General features: G+C 70.1%; 21 protein-coding genes and 1 tRNA gene. 7 read left to right on the top strand and 15 right to left on the bottom strand.

The genetic code is table 11. From position 1 onward, the window contains the following. Positions 1–4 precede the first annotated feature (4 nt). The 7 genes from LOC65_RS17870 (at position 5) to LOC65_RS17840 (ending at position 4,414) form a co-directional block, all read left to right on the top strand. Positions 5–517 (top strand): outer membrane lipoprotein LolB, encoded by a 513-nt coding sequence (locus LOC65_RS17870; protein WP_230248531.1) that lies wholly within the window; start codon positions 5–7, stop codon positions 515–517. A gap of 69 nt (positions 518–586) precedes the next feature. After that, entirely contained in the window at positions 587–1,468 is an 882-nt protein-coding gene (gene ispE, locus LOC65_RS17865) for a 4-(cytidine 5'-diphospho)-2-C-methyl-D-erythritol kinase (RefSeq protein ID WP_230248528.1), read from the top strand. A gap of 37 nt (positions 1,469–1,505) precedes the next feature. After that, a tRNA-Gln gene (locus tag LOC65_RS17860) sits at positions 1,506–1,582 on the top strand. A 50-nt stretch (positions 1,583–1,632) separates the two neighbouring features. Continuing rightward, positions 1,633–2,595, top strand: coding sequence for a ribose-phosphate pyrophosphokinase (locus LOC65_RS17855; RefSeq protein ID WP_009858312.1), 963 nt, complete (start codon positions 1,633–1,635; stop codon positions 2,593–2,595). Positions 2,596–2,678: 83 nt separating this feature from the next. Then, on the top strand, positions 2,679–3,323 hold the full coding sequence (locus tag LOC65_RS17850) for a 50S ribosomal protein L25/general stress protein Ctc (protein ID WP_009858311.1): 645 nt from the start codon (positions 2,679–2,681) through the stop codon (positions 3,321–3,323). Positions 3,324–3,416: 93 nt separating this feature from the next. Then, positions 3,417–4,058, top strand: a complete 642-nt coding sequence (gene pth, locus LOC65_RS17845; protein ID WP_009858310.1) for an aminoacyl-tRNA hydrolase — start codon at positions 3,417–3,419, stop codon at positions 4,056–4,058. Between the two features lie 2 nt (positions 4,059–4,060). Next, positions 4,061–4,414, top strand: coding sequence for a hypothetical protein (locus tag LOC65_RS17840; RefSeq protein WP_164962903.1), 354 nt, complete (start codon positions 4,061–4,063; stop codon positions 4,412–4,414). On the opposite strand, the gene LOC65_RS17835 is transcribed toward LOC65_RS17840, so the two are convergent. The 15 genes from LOC65_RS17835 to LOC65_RS17765 form a co-directional block, all read right to left on the bottom strand. After that, entirely contained in the window at positions 4,411–4,668 is a 258-nt protein-coding gene (locus LOC65_RS17835) for a YfhL family 4Fe-4S dicluster ferredoxin (protein ID WP_230248527.1), read from the bottom strand. The two genes, LOC65_RS17840 and LOC65_RS17835, sit on opposite strands and share 4 nt — an antisense overlap. A gap of 2 nt (positions 4,669–4,670) precedes the next feature. Continuing rightward, positions 4,671–5,174 carry a pantetheine-phosphate adenylyltransferase gene (coaD, locus tag LOC65_RS17830; protein WP_009858307.1) on the bottom strand — a complete coding sequence of 168 codons (504 nt, stop codon included), beginning with the start codon at positions 5,172–5,174 and terminating at the stop codon, positions 4,671–4,673. Beyond that, entirely contained in the window at positions 5,171–5,770 is a 600-nt protein-coding gene (gene rsmD / locus LOC65_RS17825) for a 16S rRNA (guanine(966)-N(2))-methyltransferase RsmD (protein WP_230248526.1), read from the bottom strand. Before rsmD ends, coaD begins: the two co-directional genes overlap by 4 nt. After that, complete coding sequence (gene hisF / locus LOC65_RS17820) at positions 5,767–6,546, bottom strand: imidazole glycerol phosphate synthase subunit HisF (protein ID WP_230248520.1); 780 nt, start codon at positions 6,544–6,546, stop codon at positions 5,767–5,769. Before hisF ends, rsmD begins: the two co-directional genes overlap by 4 nt. A gap of 33 nt (positions 6,547–6,579) precedes the next feature. Then, positions 6,580–7,326, bottom strand: coding sequence for a 1-(5-phosphoribosyl)-5-[(5-phosphoribosylamino)methylideneamino]imidazole-4-carboxamide isomerase (hisA, locus tag LOC65_RS17815; RefSeq protein ID WP_009858304.1), 747 nt, complete (start codon positions 7,324–7,326; stop codon positions 6,580–6,582). 37 nt (positions 7,327–7,363) lie between these two features. Further along, positions 7,364–8,005, bottom strand: a complete 642-nt coding sequence (gene hisH / locus LOC65_RS17810; protein ID WP_310736944.1) for an imidazole glycerol phosphate synthase subunit HisH — start codon at positions 8,003–8,005, stop codon at positions 7,364–7,366. After that, positions 8,002–8,607: an imidazoleglycerol-phosphate dehydratase HisB gene (hisB, locus tag LOC65_RS17805; RefSeq protein WP_230248519.1), complete on the bottom strand. Its 606-nt coding sequence runs from the start codon at positions 8,605–8,607 to the stop codon at positions 8,002–8,004. Before hisB ends, hisH begins: the two co-directional genes overlap by 4 nt. A 9-nt stretch (positions 8,608–8,616) precedes the next feature. Then, positions 8,617–9,705 carry a histidinol-phosphate transaminase gene (gene hisC, locus LOC65_RS17800; RefSeq protein WP_230248518.1) on the bottom strand — a complete coding sequence of 363 codons (1,089 nt, stop codon included), beginning with the start codon at positions 9,703–9,705 and terminating at the stop codon, positions 8,617–8,619. A gap of 58 nt (positions 9,706–9,763) precedes the next feature. After that, positions 9,764–11,083: a histidinol dehydrogenase gene (gene hisD / locus LOC65_RS17795; RefSeq protein WP_230248517.1), complete on the bottom strand. Its 1,320-nt coding sequence runs from the start codon at positions 11,081–11,083 to the stop codon at positions 9,764–9,766. After that, complete coding sequence (gene hisG, locus LOC65_RS17790; protein WP_009858299.1) at positions 11,080–11,721, bottom strand: ATP phosphoribosyltransferase; 642 nt, start codon at positions 11,719–11,721, stop codon at positions 11,080–11,082. The genes hisD and hisG overlap by 4 nt, the downstream gene beginning before the upstream one ends. Then, the gene (murA, locus tag LOC65_RS17785; protein ID WP_230248516.1) at positions 11,718–12,983 is read right to left on the bottom strand and encodes a UDP-N-acetylglucosamine 1-carboxyvinyltransferase; all 1,266 of its coding nucleotides are present in this window, start codon (positions 12,981–12,983) and stop codon (positions 11,718–11,720) included. The genes hisG and murA overlap by 4 nt, the downstream gene beginning before the upstream one ends. Before the next feature lie 81 nt (positions 12,984–13,064). Beyond that, complete coding sequence (locus tag LOC65_RS17780; RefSeq protein WP_009858297.1) at positions 13,065–13,325, bottom strand: BolA family protein; 261 nt, start codon at positions 13,323–13,325, stop codon at positions 13,065–13,067. Continuing rightward, complete coding sequence (locus tag LOC65_RS17775) at positions 13,325–13,930, bottom strand: ATP-dependent Clp protease proteolytic subunit (protein ID WP_009858296.1); 606 nt, start codon at positions 13,928–13,930, stop codon at positions 13,325–13,327. Before LOC65_RS17775 ends, LOC65_RS17780 begins: the two co-directional genes overlap by 1 nt. A 58-nt stretch (positions 13,931–13,988) precedes the next feature. Beyond that, on the bottom strand, positions 13,989–14,759 hold the full coding sequence (locus LOC65_RS17770) for an ABC transporter permease (protein WP_230248515.1): 771 nt from the start codon (positions 14,757–14,759) through the stop codon (positions 13,989–13,991). Continuing rightward, positions 14,756–15,667 carry an ABC transporter ATP-binding protein gene (locus tag LOC65_RS17765; RefSeq protein WP_230248511.1) on the bottom strand — a complete coding sequence of 304 codons (912 nt, stop codon included), beginning with the start codon at positions 15,665–15,667 and terminating at the stop codon, positions 14,756–14,758. The genes LOC65_RS17770 and LOC65_RS17765 overlap by 4 nt, the downstream gene beginning before the upstream one ends. Positions 15,668–15,691: the final 24 nt, after the last annotated feature.

Below are 15,691 nucleotides of genomic sequence, written 5' to 3'. Positions count from 1 at the left end.
CCGCATGAAGCGCGCGCTGCTCGCGGCCGCGGCCCTCGCGCTGACCGGCTGCACGACGGTGCCGCACAACGCTGGCGGCTGGGTGGCCGGCAAGCTGTCGGTCGAGGTGCGCCCCGCCGACGCGCCGCTGCGCCGCCTGGCCAGCGGATTCGAGTTGCAGGGCGACGGCGAGCGCGGCGAGCTGCGCCTGACCTCGCCGCTGGGCAGCATCGTCGCCACCGCGCGCTGGGCGCCTGGCGAGGCGGTGCTGACCACCGCCGAGGGCAGCACGCGCTACGCCGGGCTGGACGAGCTCTCGCGCGAGGCGCTCGGCGAGGCGCTGCCGCTGGCCGCCCTGCCCGACTGGCTGGCCGGCCGGCCCTGGCCCGGCGCCGCGTCGCAGCCGACGGCACGTGGCTTCGATCAGCTGGGCTGGACGATCGACCTCGCGCGGCGCGACGACGGCTGGGTCGAGGCCTCGCGTGCGGCACCGCCGCCGGTGCTGGTGCGCGTGCGGCTGGAGCAAGCGCCGGAATGAACCCGGACCGAGGCGCGCTTGGCTCGGCGCAAGCGTGACCGGACGGGCGACGGCTTAGAGTCGCGACCCATGACCTTGCGATCGCTGCTCGACGTCCCGGCCCCGGCCAAGCTGAACCTGTTCCTGCACATCGTCGGCCGCCGCGCCGACGGCTACCACCTGCTGCAGTCGCCGTTCGTGCTGATCGACTGGGCCGACACGCTGCACTTCGAGCGCCGCGACGACGGCCGGATCGCCCGCCACGACCTCGGCGTGGCGCTGCCGGCCGACGATCTCTGCCTGCGCGCCGCGCGCGCGCTGCAGGCCGCCAGCGGCACGACGCTGGGCGTCGACATCTCGATCGCCAAGCAGCTGCCGTCCGGCGCCGGGATGGGCGGCGGCAGCTCCGACGCCGCGACCGTGCTGCTGGCGCTGAACCGCCTGTGGGGCCTGGACTGGCCGCGTGAGCGCCTGCTGGCGCTGGGCGCGACGCTGGGCGCCGACGTGCCGTTCTTCGTCGGCGGCCGCAACGCCTTCGTCGAAGGCATCGGCGAGAAGCTCACGCCGATCGAGCTGCCGCGCCAGTGGTACGCGGTCGTGAAACCCGCCGAAGGGCTGTCCACGAAAGAAATCTTCGAACACCCCCTTCTCAAACGGGATACATCTGCTATAGTCTTGGGCTCTCCCGCAGAGGACAAAGTTGTCGCGGAATTCAGTGCAGGATACGGTTGCAACGACATGCAACCCCCCGCGCAGGACCGATGCAACGATGTGGCGCAAGCCCTGAGCTTTCTGGAGCGACGTTACGGCAACAGCCGCATGACAGGCTCAGGCAGCGCAGTCTTCGCGAGAGTTGGCACAGGCGATCGACCCCTGGCGACATTTTCGGAAGCCGAGCTTCCGGAAGGTTGGGTCGGACGGATGTGCCGCAGTCTGGAGCATCATCCGCTGGTCGGCTGGGCTCGTGACTGAGACGGTTTCAAGGGCGCGGCCTAGCCGGGTCCTGTGTAGGGGAGTCGCCAAGTTGGTTAAGGCATCGGATTTTGATTCCGACATGCGAGGGTTCGAGTCCTTCCTCCCCTGCCAAAATTCTCTCTGACGGCGCGTCGCCGTCAGCGCTCCCGGAGATCCCCATCGTGCTGTTCAATACCGTGCTCTTCACCGGCAACGCGAACCCGGTGCTGGCGCAGGAAATTGCCACGCATCTGAGCGTCGAGCTCGGGCGGGCTTCGGTGGGTCGCTTCTCCGACGGCGAGGTCACGGTCGAGATCCGGCAGAACGTGCGTGCCCGCGACGTCTTCGTCGTGCAGCCGACCTGCAGCCCGACCAACGAGAACCTGATGGAGTTCCTGATCATGGTCGATGCGTTGAAGCGCGCCAGCGCTCGCCGCATCACCGCCGTGATCCCGTACTTCGGCTATGCCCGCCAGGACCGCCGCCCGCGCAGCACGCGGGTGCCGATCAGCGCCAAGGTCGTCGCCAACCTGCTCGAGACGGTGGGCGTCGAGCGCCTGCTGACGATGGATCTGCACGCCGACCAGATCCAGGGCTTCTTCGACATCCCGGTCGACAACATCTACGCCAGCCCGGTGCTGCTGTCGGACCTGAAGAGCAAGGCCTACAAGGACCTGGTCGTCGTGTCGCCGGACGTCGGCGGCGTGGTCCGTGCCCGCGCGCTGGCCAAGCAGCTCGGCTGCGACCTGGCGATCATCGACAAGCGCCGCCCCGCCGCCAACGTCTCCGAGGTGATGCACATCATCGGCGAGATCGACGGCCGCAACTGCGTGATCATGGACGACATGATCGACACCGCCGGCACGCTGGTGAAGGCCGCCGAGGTGCTGAAGGAGCGCGGCGCCAAGAGCGTCTACGCCTACTGCACGCACCCGGTGTTCTCCGGCCCGGCCGTCGAGCGCATCAAGAATTCGCAGATCGACGAGGTCGTCATCACGAACACGATCCCGATGAGCCCGGAAGCCAAGGCCTGCCCGAAGATCCGCCAGCTCAGCGTCGCGTTCCTGTTCGCCGAGACGATCCGCCGCATCAGCGACGGCGAGTCGGTGACCTCGCTGTTCGCCGAGCAGAACAGTAATTTCTGATTCGGAAAGCGGGCTCGCTTCGCGAGCCCTTTTCCTATTTGGGGCCTGGTCGCGGGCCCCTTTTTCGCAACTGTGGAGTCCACATGAAATTCACTGCTTACGAGCGTAGCGTCCAGGGGACCGGAGCGAGCCGCCGCCTGCGCAACGCCGCCAAGGTTCCGGGCATCGTCTACGGTGCCGGCGAGCCGAAGATGATCGAGCTCGATCACAACGCCCTCTTCTTCGCGCTGAAGAAGGAAGCCTTCCACTCGTCGATCCTCGAGATGGAACTGGCCGGCAAGGTCGAGAAGGTCCTGCTGCGCGACTTCCAGATGCACGCCTGGAAGCCGATCGTCATGCACGTGGACTTCCAGCGCGTCGACGAGACGACCCGTCTGCGCAAGAAGGTCCCGCTGCACTTCGAAGGCGAAGAGAACTCGCCGGCGGTGAAGACCGACAAGTGCCTGGTCAGCCACGTCGCCACCGAAATCGAGATCGAGTGCCTGGCCTCGCAGCTGCCCGAGTTCGTGACGATCGACCTGTCGGGCCTGGTGAAGAACCAGAGCCTGCACCTCAACGACCTGAAGCTGCCGGCCGGCATCAAGGCCGTGCGCCACGGCACGCTGAACCCGGCGATCGTCGCCGTCACGATGCCGAAGGCCGAGGAAGAAGTGATCGTCGCCCCGGTGGCCGCGCCCGAAAAGGGCAAGGGCAAGGGCAAGAAGGACGAGAAGCAGAACAAGAAGTGATGCCCCGGCCGGCCTCGCGCCGGCTGCGCACACCGTTTGGGGCCCCACCTCGGTGGGGCCTTGTCGTTTCCGGGCTCCGGATAATCCTCGACCATGATTCGTCTGTTCGTCGGCCTGGGCAACCCGGGCCCTGAGTACGAGGCCACGCGCCACAACGCGGGCTTCTGGTGGCTGGAGGCGCTGGCCGACAAGCTCGGCGCGCGCCTCGTGCCCGAACGCGGCTACCAGGCGCTGGCCGCACGCGTGAACACGCCGCACGGCCCGGTCTGGCTGCTCGAGCCGATGACCTACATGAACCGCTCCGGGTTCTCGGTCGCGACGCTGGCGCGTTTCTTCAAGATCGCACCGAACGAGATCCTCGTCGTGCACGACGAGCTCGACCTGCAGCCCGGCGAGGCCAAGATCAAGCTCGGCGGCAGCGCCGCCGGCCACAACGGCCTGAAGGACATCCACAGCCAGCTCGGCACGCTGGACTTCTGGCGCCTGCGCCTGGGCATCGGCCACCCCGGCGTGCGCGCCGAGGTCGTCAACTGGGTGCTGAAGAAGCCCTCACCCGACCACCGCGAGGCCATCGCCAAGGCGATCGAGCAGTCGCTCGCCGCGTCGGACCTGCTGCTCGCCGGCGAGATGGACCGCGCGCTGCAGAAGATCCACGCCAAGCCTGCGCGTCCCAAGCCGCCGAAGCCGCCGCGCCCCGAGGCGCCGCCGGCGCCGGACGTCCCGCCCGGGGCCTGACCATGCGCGCCGCGCTCGCCCTCGCCTTGTTGGCGCTGGCTGGCGCGGCCGACGCGCAGCGCATCTGGCGCTGCGGGCCCGACGGGCGCCTGCTGCAGGATCGCCCCTGCCGCGACGGCGAGGCCATGACCGTGCGCGACGAGCGCCCCAGCGCCAGCGACGAAGCCGCCGCCCGCGACGTGGCGCGCCGCGAGATGGCGCTGGCCGAACAGCTGCGCGACGAGCGCCGTGCACGTGAACGCGAGGCCGTGACGGCCGCTGCCGGCTTCGTCGAACCCGAGAAGCCGGCCGTGCAGAGCGTGCTGAAGAAGACGCCGAAGAAGGCGCCGCGCAAGAAGAAGAACCGGCGCGACTAACGCGCGCCGCCAGCCTGCAGGGCCTGGAACTTCAGCTGCAGCTGCTCGCGCGTCTCGACGTGCTCCGGGTTCACCGGAATGCACTCGACCGGGCAGACCTGCACGCACTGCGGCTCGTCAAAATGGCCCACGCACTCGGTGCAGCGCCGCGGGTCGATCTCGTAGCGTTCATCACCCATCGAGATCGCCTGGTTCGGGCACTCGGGTTCGCAGACGTCGCAGTTGATGCACTCGTCGGTGATCCACAAAGCCATCGTCAAGCCGCCGGTTGGTTCACGCGGTCCTGGAGTCGTTTCAGCACCGACGGTGCCACGAACTTGGAGACATCGCCGCCGAGGGTGGCAATCTCGCGGATGAAGGTCGCGCTGACGAACTGGTACTGGTCGGACGGCGTCATGAACACCGTCTCGACGTCGGGCATCAGCTGGCGGTTCATGCCGGCCATCTGGAACTCGTACTCGAAGTCGCTGACCGCACGCAGGCCGCGCACGACGACCTTGGCGCCGGCAGCAACGACGAAATCGCGCAGCAGCCCGCGGAAGGCCACGACCTCTACGTTGGCGTAGGGTGCGGCGATCTCGCGCGCGATCGACAGCCGCTCCTCGATCGTGAACATCGTGCGCTTGTGGTGGCCGGCGGCCACCGCCAGGATCAGCCGGTCGAACAGGCGCGAGCCGCGGCGCATCAAGTCCTCGTGGCCCAGCGTCATCGGGTCGAAGGTGCCGGGATAGACGGCGGTCAGCGGGGTGACGGTGGTCACGGCGTCGGTCCTGTAACGCAAACCGGCGCAGTGTAGCCGCGGCGCAGCAGGCGGTAGTGCACCGCGCCGGCACGGCCTTCGCGCCAGGGTTCCAGCCCGGGCGGCAGTTCGTCCAGCGCCTCTCCGCTCTCGACGTAGACGAAACCGCCCGGCACGACCAGCCGTGCCGCCGCGCGTGCGGCCGGCAGCGCCAGCCCGGCGGCGAACGGCGGGTCCAGCAGCACCAGCTCCCAGGCCTCGGGCGCGGCCGAGGCCATCCAGGCCATCGCGTCGGCGCGGCGCGCTTCCAGGCCGGTCGCGCCCAGCCGTTGCGCATGGGCCTTGAAGCCGGCGACGAGCTGCGCGTCCTGCTCCAGCAGCAGCACCTGGGCCGCGCCGCGCGACGCGGCCTCGAAACCGAGCGCGCCGCTGCCGGCGAAGGCGTCGAGCACACGCCAGCCCGTGAGGTCCTGGCCCAGCCAGTTGAACAGCGTCTCGCGCACGCGGTCGGGCGTCGGCCGCAGGCCGGGCCGGTCGGGCACCGGCAGCTTGCTGCGCTTCCAGGCGCCGCCGATCAGCCGCACCTCGTTCGGACGGCCGCGCTGCGGCGGTTTCACGGGCGGACCGGGATGCCGTCGCGCGCCATCAGCGCCTTGGCCTGGGCGACGGTGAACTCGCCGTAGTGGAAGATGCTGGCGGCCAGCACCGCGTCGGCGCCGCCCAGGCGGATGCCTTCGGACAGATGCTCCAGCGTGCCGACGCCGCCCGAGGCGATGACCGGCACCGGCACCGCGTCACTGACGGCGCGCGTGAGTTCCAGGTCGAAGCCGCTCTTCGTGCCGTCGCGGTCCATGCTGGTCAGCAGGATCTCGCCGGCACCGTGTTCGGCCATGCGGCGCGCCCATTCGACGGCGTCCAGGCCGACGTTCTTGCGCCCGCCATGGGTGTAGACATCCCAGCCCGGGCCGCGCGCGGCCAAGTCATCGCCCTGGCGGCGCTTGGCGTCGATGGCAACGACGATGCACTGCGCGCCGTACTTCTCCGACGCGTCGCGGATGACCTGCGGGTTGGCCACCGCCGCCGAGTTGAAGCTCACCTTGTCGGCCCCGGCGTTGAGCAGCCGGCGCACGTCCTCGACGCTGCGCACGCCGCCGCCGACGGTCAGCGGGATGAAGACCTGCGAGGCCACGGCCTCGATGATGTGCAGGATCAGGTCGCGGCCGTCGCTGGTCGCGGTGATGTCCAGGAAGGTCAGTTCGTCGGCGCCCTGCTCGTTGTAGCGCGCGGCGATCTCGACCGGGTCGCCCGCGTCGCGCAGTTCGACGAAGTTGACGCCCTTGACGACCCGGCCGCCGGTGACGTCCAGGCAGGGAATGATGCGTTTGGCCAGCATGGGAACGCCCGGCGAGGGGCGGCGCGAAAGAGGTTAGGCGGCGCCGTTGAGCTCGTCGGCGCGCGCCTGCGCGGCGGCGAAGTCGAGCGCGCCGGTGTAGATGCTGCGCCCGCAGATGACGCCTTCGACACCGTCGGACTCGACGCCGCACAGGCGCTCGATGTCCGCCAGGTCCGACAGGCCGCCCGAGGCGATGACGGGGATAGCCAGCGCCTGCGCCAGCTTGACGGTGGCCTCGATGTTGATGCCGGTGAGCATGCCGTCGCGGCCGATGTCGGTGTAGATCACGCCTTCGACGCCGTAGTCCTCGAACTTCTTCGCCAGGTCGACGACCTCGTGGCCGGTGAGCTTGCTCCAGCCGTCGGTGGCGACCTTGCCGTCCTTGGCGTCGAGGCCGACGATGATGTGGCCGCCGAAGGCCGTGCAGGCGTCCTTCAGGAAACCCGGGCTCTTGACCGCCGCGGTGCCGATGATGACGTAGCTGATGCCGTCGTCGAGCAGGCGTTCGATGGTGTCCAGGTCGCGGATGCCGCCACCCAGCTGCACCGGGATCTCGTCGCCGACCTCACGCAGGATGGCCTTGACGGCCGCCTCGTTGATCGGCCGGCCGGCGAAGGCGCCGTTGAGGTCGACCAGGTGCAGACGGCGTGCGCCGGCGTCGAGCCAGCGGCGCGCCATCGCGGCGGGGTCGTCGCCGAAGGTCGTGGAGGCATTCATATCGCCCTGCTGGAGGCGGACGCACTTGCCGTCCTTCAGGTCGATGGCGGGGATCAGCAGCATGGCTCGTCGGCGCCGTGGCGGGAGGGGGAAAGACGGATCAGGGCTTCCAGCCGAGGAAGTTGCGGTACAGCGCGAGGCCGTGTGCAGCGCTCTTCTCGGGGTGGAACTGGGTGGCAAAAATGTTATCCCGCGCGATAGCGCAGGTAAAGCGCGCGCCGTAGTCGGTTTCGCCCGCGGTGTGGGCGGCATCCGCGGGCTGCGCGAAGTAGCTGTGGACGAAATAGAAGAAGGCGCCGTCGGGCACACCGTCCCACAGCGCGTGCGGGCGCTGCCAGACCTGGTTCCAGCCCATCTGCGGCACCTTGAAGCGGCTGCCGTCTTCCTGCAGCCGGCCTTCGAGGCGGAAACGCTTCACCTCGCCGGGGATCAGGCCGAGCCCGGGCGTGTCCTGCTCCTCGCTGTGCGTCAGCAGCATCTGCATGCCGACGCACACGCCCATCAGCGGCTTGTTCGCGGCGGCGTCGAGCACCGCCTCCAGCAGCCCGGAGTCGTGCAGCTCGCGCATGCAGTCGCGGATCGCGCCCTGCCCCGGCAGCACGATGCGCTCGGCGGCGAAGACCTCCTCCGGCCGCGAGGTGACGACGACCTCGTGCCCGGTGCCGGCGGCGACGTGCATCACCGCCTGCGACACCGAGCGCAGGTTGCCCATCCCGTAATCGACGACGGCCACTGTGCTCACAAACAGCCTTTCGTCGACGGCACGATGCCGGCCGCACGTTTGTCGGCGGCGAGCGCCATGCGCAGCGCGCGGCCGAAGGCCTTGAACACCGTCTCGCACTGGTGGTGCGCGTTGACGCCCTTCAGGTTGTCGACGTGCAGCGTGACCTGCGCGTGGTTGACGAAGCCCTGGAAGAACTCGTAGACGAGCTGGGTGTCCAGCGCACCGATCATGCCGGCGGTGAACTTGACGTCGAAGGCCAGCCCGGGGCGGCCGGAGAAGTCGACGACGACACGCGACAGCGCCTCGTCCAGCGGCACGTAGCTGTGGCCGTAGCGCGTGATGCCGCGCTTGTCGCCGACGGCCCGGGCGACCGCCTGCCCCAGCGTGATGCCGATGTCCTCGACGCTGTGGTGGCCGTCGATGTGCAGGTCGCCCTCGCACTCGACTTCCAGATCGATCATGCCGTGGCGCGCCACCTGGTCGAGCATGTGGTCGAGAAAGCCGATGCCGGTGGCGAGCTTGGCGTCGCCGCGGCCGTCGAGGTCGACGCGCACGCGGATGCGCGTTTCGCGGGTGTCGCGCCGGACTTCGGCGGTGCGGGCGTCGTTGCGGGTGTCCATGGCGTCCTTCTACAGGCTGGCGCGCAGCGCGTCGATCAGTCGGGTCGTCTCGTCGGGGGTGCCGACAGTCAGGCGCAGGCAGTTGGCGAGCGAGGGGTGCAGCGCCGAGACGTTCTTCACCAGCACGCCGCGCGACTTGAGGCCGGCGAAGGCCGCTGCGGCGTCGGGCACACGCGCCAGGATCATGTTCGCCTCGCTCGGCCAGGCGTGCACGCCGGGCATCGTCTGCAGCGCCTCGTGCAGGCGCTGGCGCTGGGCGCGGATCTCGGCGGCCTGGCGCGCGTACTCGTCGGCGTGCTCCAGCGCGAACAGCGCCGCCTCGGCGTTGAGCACGCTGACGTTGAACGGCGGGCGCAGCTTGTCGATCTCGGCGATCAGCGCGCTGCGGCCCATCAGGTAGCCGATGCGCACGCCGGCCAGGCCGAACTTGCTCATCGTGCGCATCACCAGCACGTGCGGATGCGCGGCCAGGCGCGCCATCGAGTCGCGTGCGGCGAAGGGCTGGTAGGCCTCGTCCATCACGACCAGGCCGCCGGCTTCGCCCATCGCGGCGATCAGGCGGTCGACGACGGCGTCGTCCCAGAGGTTGCCGGTCGGGTTGTTCGGGTACGAGAGATACAGCAGCGAAGGCCGGTGCTCGGCGATGGCCGCCAGCATCGCCGTTTCGTCGAGCTCGAAGTCGGCGGCCAGCGGCACGCCGACGAAACGCACGCCCTGCAGCGCCGCCGACAGCCCGTACATCACGAAGCTCGGCAGCGGCGACATGAACACCGCGCCCGGCACCGCGCAGGTCAGGCTGAGCATCGTGATGAGCTCGTCGGAGCCGTTGCCCAGCGTCAGCGCGCAGCCTTCGGGCAGGCCGGCGAAGCTCGCCAGCGCCGCCTTCAGGTCCTCGGTGCGCTCGGCCGGGTAACGGTTGATCGCCACACGGCCCAGGCGCTCGCCCAGCGCCTGCTGCAGCTCAGGCGGCAGCGGGAACGGGTTCTCCATCGTGTCCAGCTTGACGAAGCCAGCCGAGGGCTGCACCGCGTAGGCGTGCAGGCCCTGGATGTCCTGGCGCACGACGCGGGCCATCAGGGACGGGAGATCGGGAGTCATCGCGGGCTTTCGGGCCTGGGGTTCTGCGACACGGTCACCGGCTGAGCTCAGGCCGCGCTCAACGGGGCTTCAGACGGAACTCGGCGGCCTGGGCGTGGGCCTGCAGCCCTTCGCCGTAGGCCAGCTCGGCGGCGATCGGGCCCAGCACCTGGGCGCCGGCCTCGCTCACCTCGATCAGGCTGCTGCGCTTCTGGAAGTCGTAGACGCCCAGCGGCGACGAGAAGCGCGCGGTGCCCGAAGTCGGCAGCACGTGGTTCGGGCCGGCGCAGTAGTCGCCCAGGCTCTCGCTGGTGTAGGCGCCGAGGAAGATCGTGCCGGCGTGGCGCAGCAGCGGCTCCCAGCGGCCGGGTTCGGCCGAGCTGACTTCCAGGTGCTCGGGCGCGACGCGGTTGGAGATCTCGCAGGCCTCCTCCATCGAGCGCGTGTGGATGAGCGCGCCGCGGCCTTCGAGCGAGGCGCGGATCGTCGCCTGGCGCGGCATCGCCGGCAGCAGGCGCTCGATCTCGGCCTGCACCGCGGCGATGTAGCCGGCATCCGGGCACAGCAGGATGCTCTGCGCCAGCTCGTCGTGCTCGGCCTGGCTGAACAGGTCCATCGCCACCCACTCGGCCGGCGTCGTGCCGTCGGCCAGCACGAGGATCTCGCTCGGCCCGGCGATCATGTCGATGCCGACCTGGCCGAAGACGCGGCGCTTGGCGCTGGCGACGTAGGCGTTGCCCGGGCCGGTGATCTTGTCGACGCGGGGCACGGTCGCCGTGCCGTAGGCCAGCGCGGCCACCGCCTGGGCGCCGCCGATCGTGAAGACGCGGTGGGCACCAGCCACCGCGGCGGCGGCCAGCACCAGCGCGTTGCGCTCGCCGCCGGGCGTCGGCACCACCATCACGATCTCGCCGACACCGGCCACCTGGGCCGGGATGGCGTTCATCAGCACGCTCGACGGGTAGGCCGCCTTGCCGCCGGGCACGTAGATGCCGACGCGGTCCAGCGGCGTGACTTTCTGGCCCAGCAGCGTGCCGTCGGCGTCGCGGTAGCTCCAGCTCTGGCCGCAGGCCTGGAGCTGGCGCTGGTGGTAGTCGCGTACGCGCTCGGCGGCAGCCTCGAGCGCCGAGCGCTGCGCCGGCGTGATCGAGGCCAGCGCGGCGCGCAGCTCGTCGGCGCCGATCTCCAGCGCCGCGACCGAGTCGGCCTGCAGGCGGTCGAAACGCGCCGTGTAGTCCAGCACCGCGGCGTCGCCGCGCTGGCGCACGTCGTCGAGGATCGCGGCGACGCGGTTCTCGATCTCGGCGTCGGTCTCGGCCGACCAGTGCAGCACACGCTGGAAACCGGCCTCGAAGCCGGCGTCGGCGGTGGACAAGCGGGTGATGGCGACGGGGCTCATGCGCGGGACTCCACGGCTTGCTCGAAGGCGTCGATCAGCGCGCGCAGCGGGGCGCGCTTCAACTTCAGCGCCGCCGGGTTGACGACCAGGCGCGACGAGATGTCCATGATCTTCTCGACCTCGACGAGCTGGTTGGCCTTCAGCGTGCTGCCGGTCGAGACCAGGTCGACGATGGCGTCGGCCAGGCCCGTGAGCGGCGCCAGCTCCATCGAGCCGTAGAGCTTGATCAGGTCGACGTGCACGCCCTTGGCGGCGAAGTGCTGGCGCGCGATCTGGGTGTACTTGGTGGCGACGCGGATGCGTGCGCCCTGGCGCACGGCGTGCGCGTAGTCGAAATCGGCGCGCGTGGCGACGCTCATGCGGCAGCGCGCGATGCGAAGGTCCAGCGGGCGGTACAGGCCGTCGCCGTGCTCCAGCAGCACGTCCAGGCCGGCGACGCCGAGGTCGGCGCCGCCGTGCTGCACGTAGGTCGGCACGTCGCTGGCGCGCACCAGCACGACGCGCACGTCGGGCCGGGTGGTGCCGATGATCAGCTTGCGGCTCTTCTCCGGGTCCTCCAGCACCTCGATGCCGGCGGCCGCCAGCAACGGCAGCGAGTCCTCGAAGATGCGGCCCTTGGACAGTGCGAGCGTGATCATCGGACTCTCTCGATGTCCGCCCCGAGGGCGCGCAGCTTGGCTTCCATGCGGTCGTAGCCGCGGTCCAGGTGGTAGATGCGCTCCACCGTCGTCTCGCCTTCGGCCACCAGGCCGGCGATGACCAGGCTGGCCGAGGCGCGCAGGTCGGTCGCCATCACGGTGGCACCCGAGAGCGTCGGCACGCCCTGGATCATCGCCGTGTGGCCGTCGACCTGGATGCTCGCGCCCAGGCGCACCAGCTCGTTGACGTGCATGAAGCGGTTCTCGAAGATCGTCTCCGAGACCTTGGCCGCGCCTTCGGCGACGCAGTCGACGGCCATGAACTGGGCCTGCATGTCGGTCGGGAAGGCCGGGTACTCGCTGGTGCGGAAGCTCACCGCCTTCGGGCGCGCGTCGGCACGCACGCGGATCCAGTCCTCACCCGCTTCGATGGTCACACCGGCTTCGCGCAGCTTGGTGATGACGGCGTCGAGGTGCTCGGCACGCGCGTCGCGCAGCACGGCCTCGCCGCCGGCGGCGGCCACCGCGCAGAGGAAGGTGCCGGCCTCGATGCGGTCGGGCACGATGCGGTGCGGCTGCGCCGGCGCGTGCAGGCGCTCGACGCCCTGGATGCGGATGCGGCCGCTGCCGTGGCCTTCGATCTTCGCGCCCATCGAGATCAGCAGCTCGGCCAGGTCGGTGACCTCGGGCTCCTGGGCGGCGTTCTCGAGCACCGTCTCGCCTTCGGCCAGCGCCGCGGCCATCAGCAGGTTCTCGGTGCCGGTGACGGTGATCATGTCCGTCGTGATGCGTGCGCCGCGCAGCCGGCCGGCGCTGGCGACGATGTTGCCGTGCTCGACCTTGACCGTCGCGCCCATCGCCTGCAGGCCCTTAATGTGCTGGTCGACCGGGCGCGAGCCGATCGCGCAGCCGCCGGGCAGCGACACCGTCGCGCGGCCGAAACGCGCCAGCAGCGGGCCGAGCACGAGGATCGACGCGCGCATCGTCTTCACGAGCTCGTAGGGTGCGACCGGGTCGACGCCGTCGGGCGCGGCGAGCGTCACGCGCGCCGGCTGGTCTTCGGGGCGCTCGACGGCGACGCCCATGCGGCGCAGCAGCGACAGCATCGTCGCCACGTCCTGCAGGCGCGGCACGTTGTCCAGCGTCAGCGGCCCGGCGCACAGCAGCGCGGCGCAGAGCTCGGGCAGCGCGGCGTTCTTGGCGCCGGAGATCGACACCTCGCCTTGGAGGCGGCGTCCGCCGCGGATCAGGAGTTTGTCCATGCTGGTGCTCGGAAAAGCACGCGGCACGGGACGGGCGGCAGCGCAGCACGCGGCCACCCGCGGCGCGCCGCAGGTGCCGTGTCAGGGGTGGTGGGTGGCGCCTTGGGCCGAGTACTCGGCCGGCGTGAGCGTCTTCATCGACAGCGCGTGGATCTGCTCGCGCATTCTATCGCCCAGCGCGGCGTAGACCCGCTGGTGCCGGCGCACGCGGTTCAGGCCCTCGAAGGCCGACGAGACGATGGTGGCGAAGAAGTGGCGGCCGTCGCCTTCGACCTGCAGGTGCTCGCAGGGCAGCCCGGCCTCGATGTAGCCGCGGACCTCGGCGACGGTCGGCTCGGCCATCAGGCGAGTTCCGACTGGCGTTCGATGACGCGCGACACGATGCCGTAGGCGATCGCCTCGTCGGCGCTCATCCAGTAGTCGCGCTCCATGTCGGCCATGACCTTCTCGATCTTCTGGCCAGTCTGGGTGGCGACGACACGCGCGATGCGCTCGCGGGTCTTGATGATTTCCTTGGCCTGGATCGCGATGTCGGTGGCCCGGCCGCCGGCGCCGCCGGCGGGCTGGTGGATCATGAAACGCGTGTTCGGCAGACAGACCCGGCGCTCCTTGGGCGCGGCCAGGTAGATGTGCGTGCCGGCGCTGGCGACCCAGCCGCTGCCGATGGTCGTCACCGGCGCGTTGATGAAGCGGATCATGTCGTGGATCGCGTCGCCGCTTTCCACGTGGCCGCCCGGGCTGCTGATCAGCATGTGGATCGGCGCGTCGGAGTCCTGCGACAGCGCGATCAGGCGCTCGCAGGTGGCGCGCGCCAGCTTGTCGTCGATCTCGCCGAAGACGAGGACGAAACGCGACTTGAACGACAGCTGTTCCTGCAGGCCGCCGGCGGGCTTGGCAGCGTCCTTGTCGGCAGGCTTGGCGTCGCAGGCGGCGTGGATGTGCGTCATGCTCGGAGGCTCGTGCAGGAGGTTGGGGGTCGATTATCTCAGGCCGCCGCGGCGGGCGTCATGAACGCAGCTTGTAGCCCGACGCCAGCAGGCGCAAGGCGATCGTCGAGACGACGACGAAGCTGGTGCCGACGACCGCCAGGCTGAGCCAGGGCGAGACGTCGCTGGCGCCGAAGAAGCCGCGGCGGAAGCCGTCGATCATGTAGAAGAACGGGTTCAGGTGGCTCGCCGCCTGCCAGACGCCGGGCAGCGACTTCACCGAGTAGAAGACGCCCGACAGAAAGGTCATCGGCATGACGATGAAGTTCTGGAACGCGGCAAGCTGGTCGAACTTCTCCGCCCACAGCCCGGCGATCAGGCCCAGCGCGCCCAGCATGCCGGCGCCGAGCGCGGCGAAGACCAGCACCCACCACGGTTCGGCCAGGTGCAGCGGCGCGAACCAGACGGTGACCAGCAGCACGCCCAGGCCGACGACCAGCCCGCGCACCGCCGACGCCGCGACATAGGCGACGAACCAGGCCCAGTGCGACAGCGGCGTCAGCAGCAGGAAGACGAGGTTGCCGGTGATCTTGCTCTGGATCAGCGACGAGCTGGTGTTGGCGAAGGCGTTCTGCAGCACGCTCATCATCACCAGCCCGGGCACGAGGAAGCTCGTGTAGCCGACACCGGGGAAGACCTCGACGTGGTCCTCCAGCACGTGGCCGAAGATCAGCAGGTACAGCACCGCCGTCAGCACCGGCGCGGCGACGGTCTGGAAGGCCACCTTCCAGAAGCGCAGCACCTCCTTGCGGAACAGCGTGCCGGCGCCGGCGAGGTCGATGCCGCTCATCGTGCGCCCTCCCCGCCCATGATCCCGAGGAAGACGTCCTCGAGGTCGGCACGGCCGATCTCCAGGTCCTCGACGGCGACGCCGGCCTGGCGCAGCGTGGCCAGGTCGTGTTCGACCTCGGCGGCGTCGCGCGCCTGCAGCTGCACGATGCGGCCGGTGACGCGGGCGCGTGCGGCCAGCGCCGGCGGCAGCGTGGCGTCGGTCTTGAAGCGCAGCATCGTGCTCGCCATGCCCGACAGCAGCGCCGAGGTGCGGTCCAGCGCGACGACGCGGCCCTGCTTGAGCATCGCGATGCGGCCGCACAGCGCCTCGGCTTCTTCGAGGTAGTGCGTGGTCAGCAGCACCGCGTGGCCTTCGCGGTTCAGGCGTGCGACGAAGTGCCACAGCGTCTGGCGCAGCTCGACGTCGACGCCGGCGGTCGGCTCGTCGAGCACGATGACCGGCGGCCGGTGCACCAGCGCCTGGGCAACGAGCACACGCCGCTTCATGCCGCCGGAGAGCTGGCGCATGTTGGCGCTGCCCTTGTCGGCCAGGCCGAGGTTGGCCAGCAGCTCGTCGATCCAGTCGTCGTTGTGCTTCAGGCCGAAGTAGCCGCTCTGGATGCGCAGCGTCTCGCGCACGCTGAAGAACGGGTCGAAGACCAGTTCCTGCGGCACGATGCCCAGCGCCCGGCGCGCGGCGGCGAAGTCGGCGACGACGTCGTGGCCCATGACCTCGACCCGTCCGCCGCTGGCTTGTGCCAGCCCGGCGAGGATGGAGATCAGCGTCGTCTTGCCGGCGCCGTTGGGGCCGAGCAGGCCGAAGAACTCGCCCGGCTCGATGTCGAAACTGACGCCGTCCAGGGCCTGGACGGTGCCGCGTGCGCCGCGGAAGGTCTTGGTGACGTGGTCGAAACGGACAGCGGGCATGGGGGGCGGATTGTAGGCAGCGCA

Origin of the sequence: Rubrivivax sp. JA1055 (assembly GCF_020966565.1) — a bacterium.
In the GTDB taxonomy this organism is placed as follows: domain Bacteria; phylum Pseudomonadota; class Gammaproteobacteria; order Burkholderiales; family Burkholderiaceae_C; genus Rubrivivax; species Rubrivivax benzoatilyticus.
Note: the sequence above shows the minus strand (reverse complement) of the source record. Positions and strands in the feature narration are given on the sequence as shown.

Coding starts and splice junctions, on each gene's coding strand:
- LOC65_RS17870 (WP_230248531.1), top strand. CDS start 5: ATGAAGCGCGCGCTGCTCGCGGCCGCGGCCCTCGCGCTGACCGGCTGC.
- ispE (WP_230248528.1), top strand. CDS start 587: ATGACCTTGCGATCGCTGCTCGACGTCCCGGCCCCGGCCAAGCTGAAC.
- LOC65_RS17850 (WP_009858311.1), top strand. CDS start 2,679: ATGAAATTCACTGCTTACGAGCGTAGCGTCCAGGGGACCGGAGCGAGC.
- pth (WP_009858310.1), top strand. CDS start 3,417: ATGATTCGTCTGTTCGTCGGCCTGGGCAACCCGGGCCCTGAGTACGAG.
- LOC65_RS17840 (WP_164962903.1), top strand. CDS start 4,061: ATGCGCGCCGCGCTCGCCCTCGCCTTGTTGGCGCTGGCTGGCGCGGCC.
- LOC65_RS17835 (WP_230248527.1), bottom strand. CDS start 4,668: ATGGCTTTGTGGATCACCGACGAGTGCATCAACTGCGACGTCTGCGAA.
- hisF (WP_230248520.1), bottom strand. CDS start 6,546: ATGCTGGCCAAACGCATCATTCCCTGCCTGGACGTCACCGGCGGCCGG.
- hisA (WP_009858304.1), bottom strand. CDS start 7,326: ATGCTGCTGATCCCCGCCATCGACCTGAAGGACGGCAAGTGCGTCCGC.
- hisB (WP_230248519.1), bottom strand. CDS start 8,607: ATGGACACCCGCAACGACGCCCGCACCGCCGAAGTCCGGCGCGACACC.
- hisC (WP_230248518.1), bottom strand. CDS start 9,705: ATGACTCCCGATCTCCCGTCCCTGATGGCCCGCGTCGTGCGCCAGGAC.
- hisD (WP_230248517.1), bottom strand. CDS start 11,083: ATGAGCCCCGTCGCCATCACCCGCTTGTCCACCGCCGACGCCGGCTTC.
- hisG (WP_009858299.1), bottom strand. CDS start 11,721: ATGATCACGCTCGCACTGTCCAAGGGCCGCATCTTCGAGGACTCGCTG.
- murA (WP_230248516.1), bottom strand. CDS start 12,983: ATGGACAAACTCCTGATCCGCGGCGGACGCCGCCTCCAAGGCGAGGTG.
- LOC65_RS17780 (WP_009858297.1), bottom strand. CDS start 13,325: ATGGCCGAGCCGACCGTCGCCGAGGTCCGCGGCTACATCGAGGCCGGG.
- LOC65_RS17775 (WP_009858296.1), bottom strand. CDS start 13,930: ATGACGCACATCCACGCCGCCTGCGACGCCAAGCCTGCCGACAAGGAC.
- LOC65_RS17770 (WP_230248515.1), bottom strand. CDS start 14,759: ATGAGCGGCATCGACCTCGCCGGCGCCGGCACGCTGTTCCGCAAGGAG.
- LOC65_RS17765 (WP_230248511.1), bottom strand. CDS start 15,667: ATGCCCGCTGTCCGTTTCGACCACGTCACCAAGACCTTCCGCGGCGCA.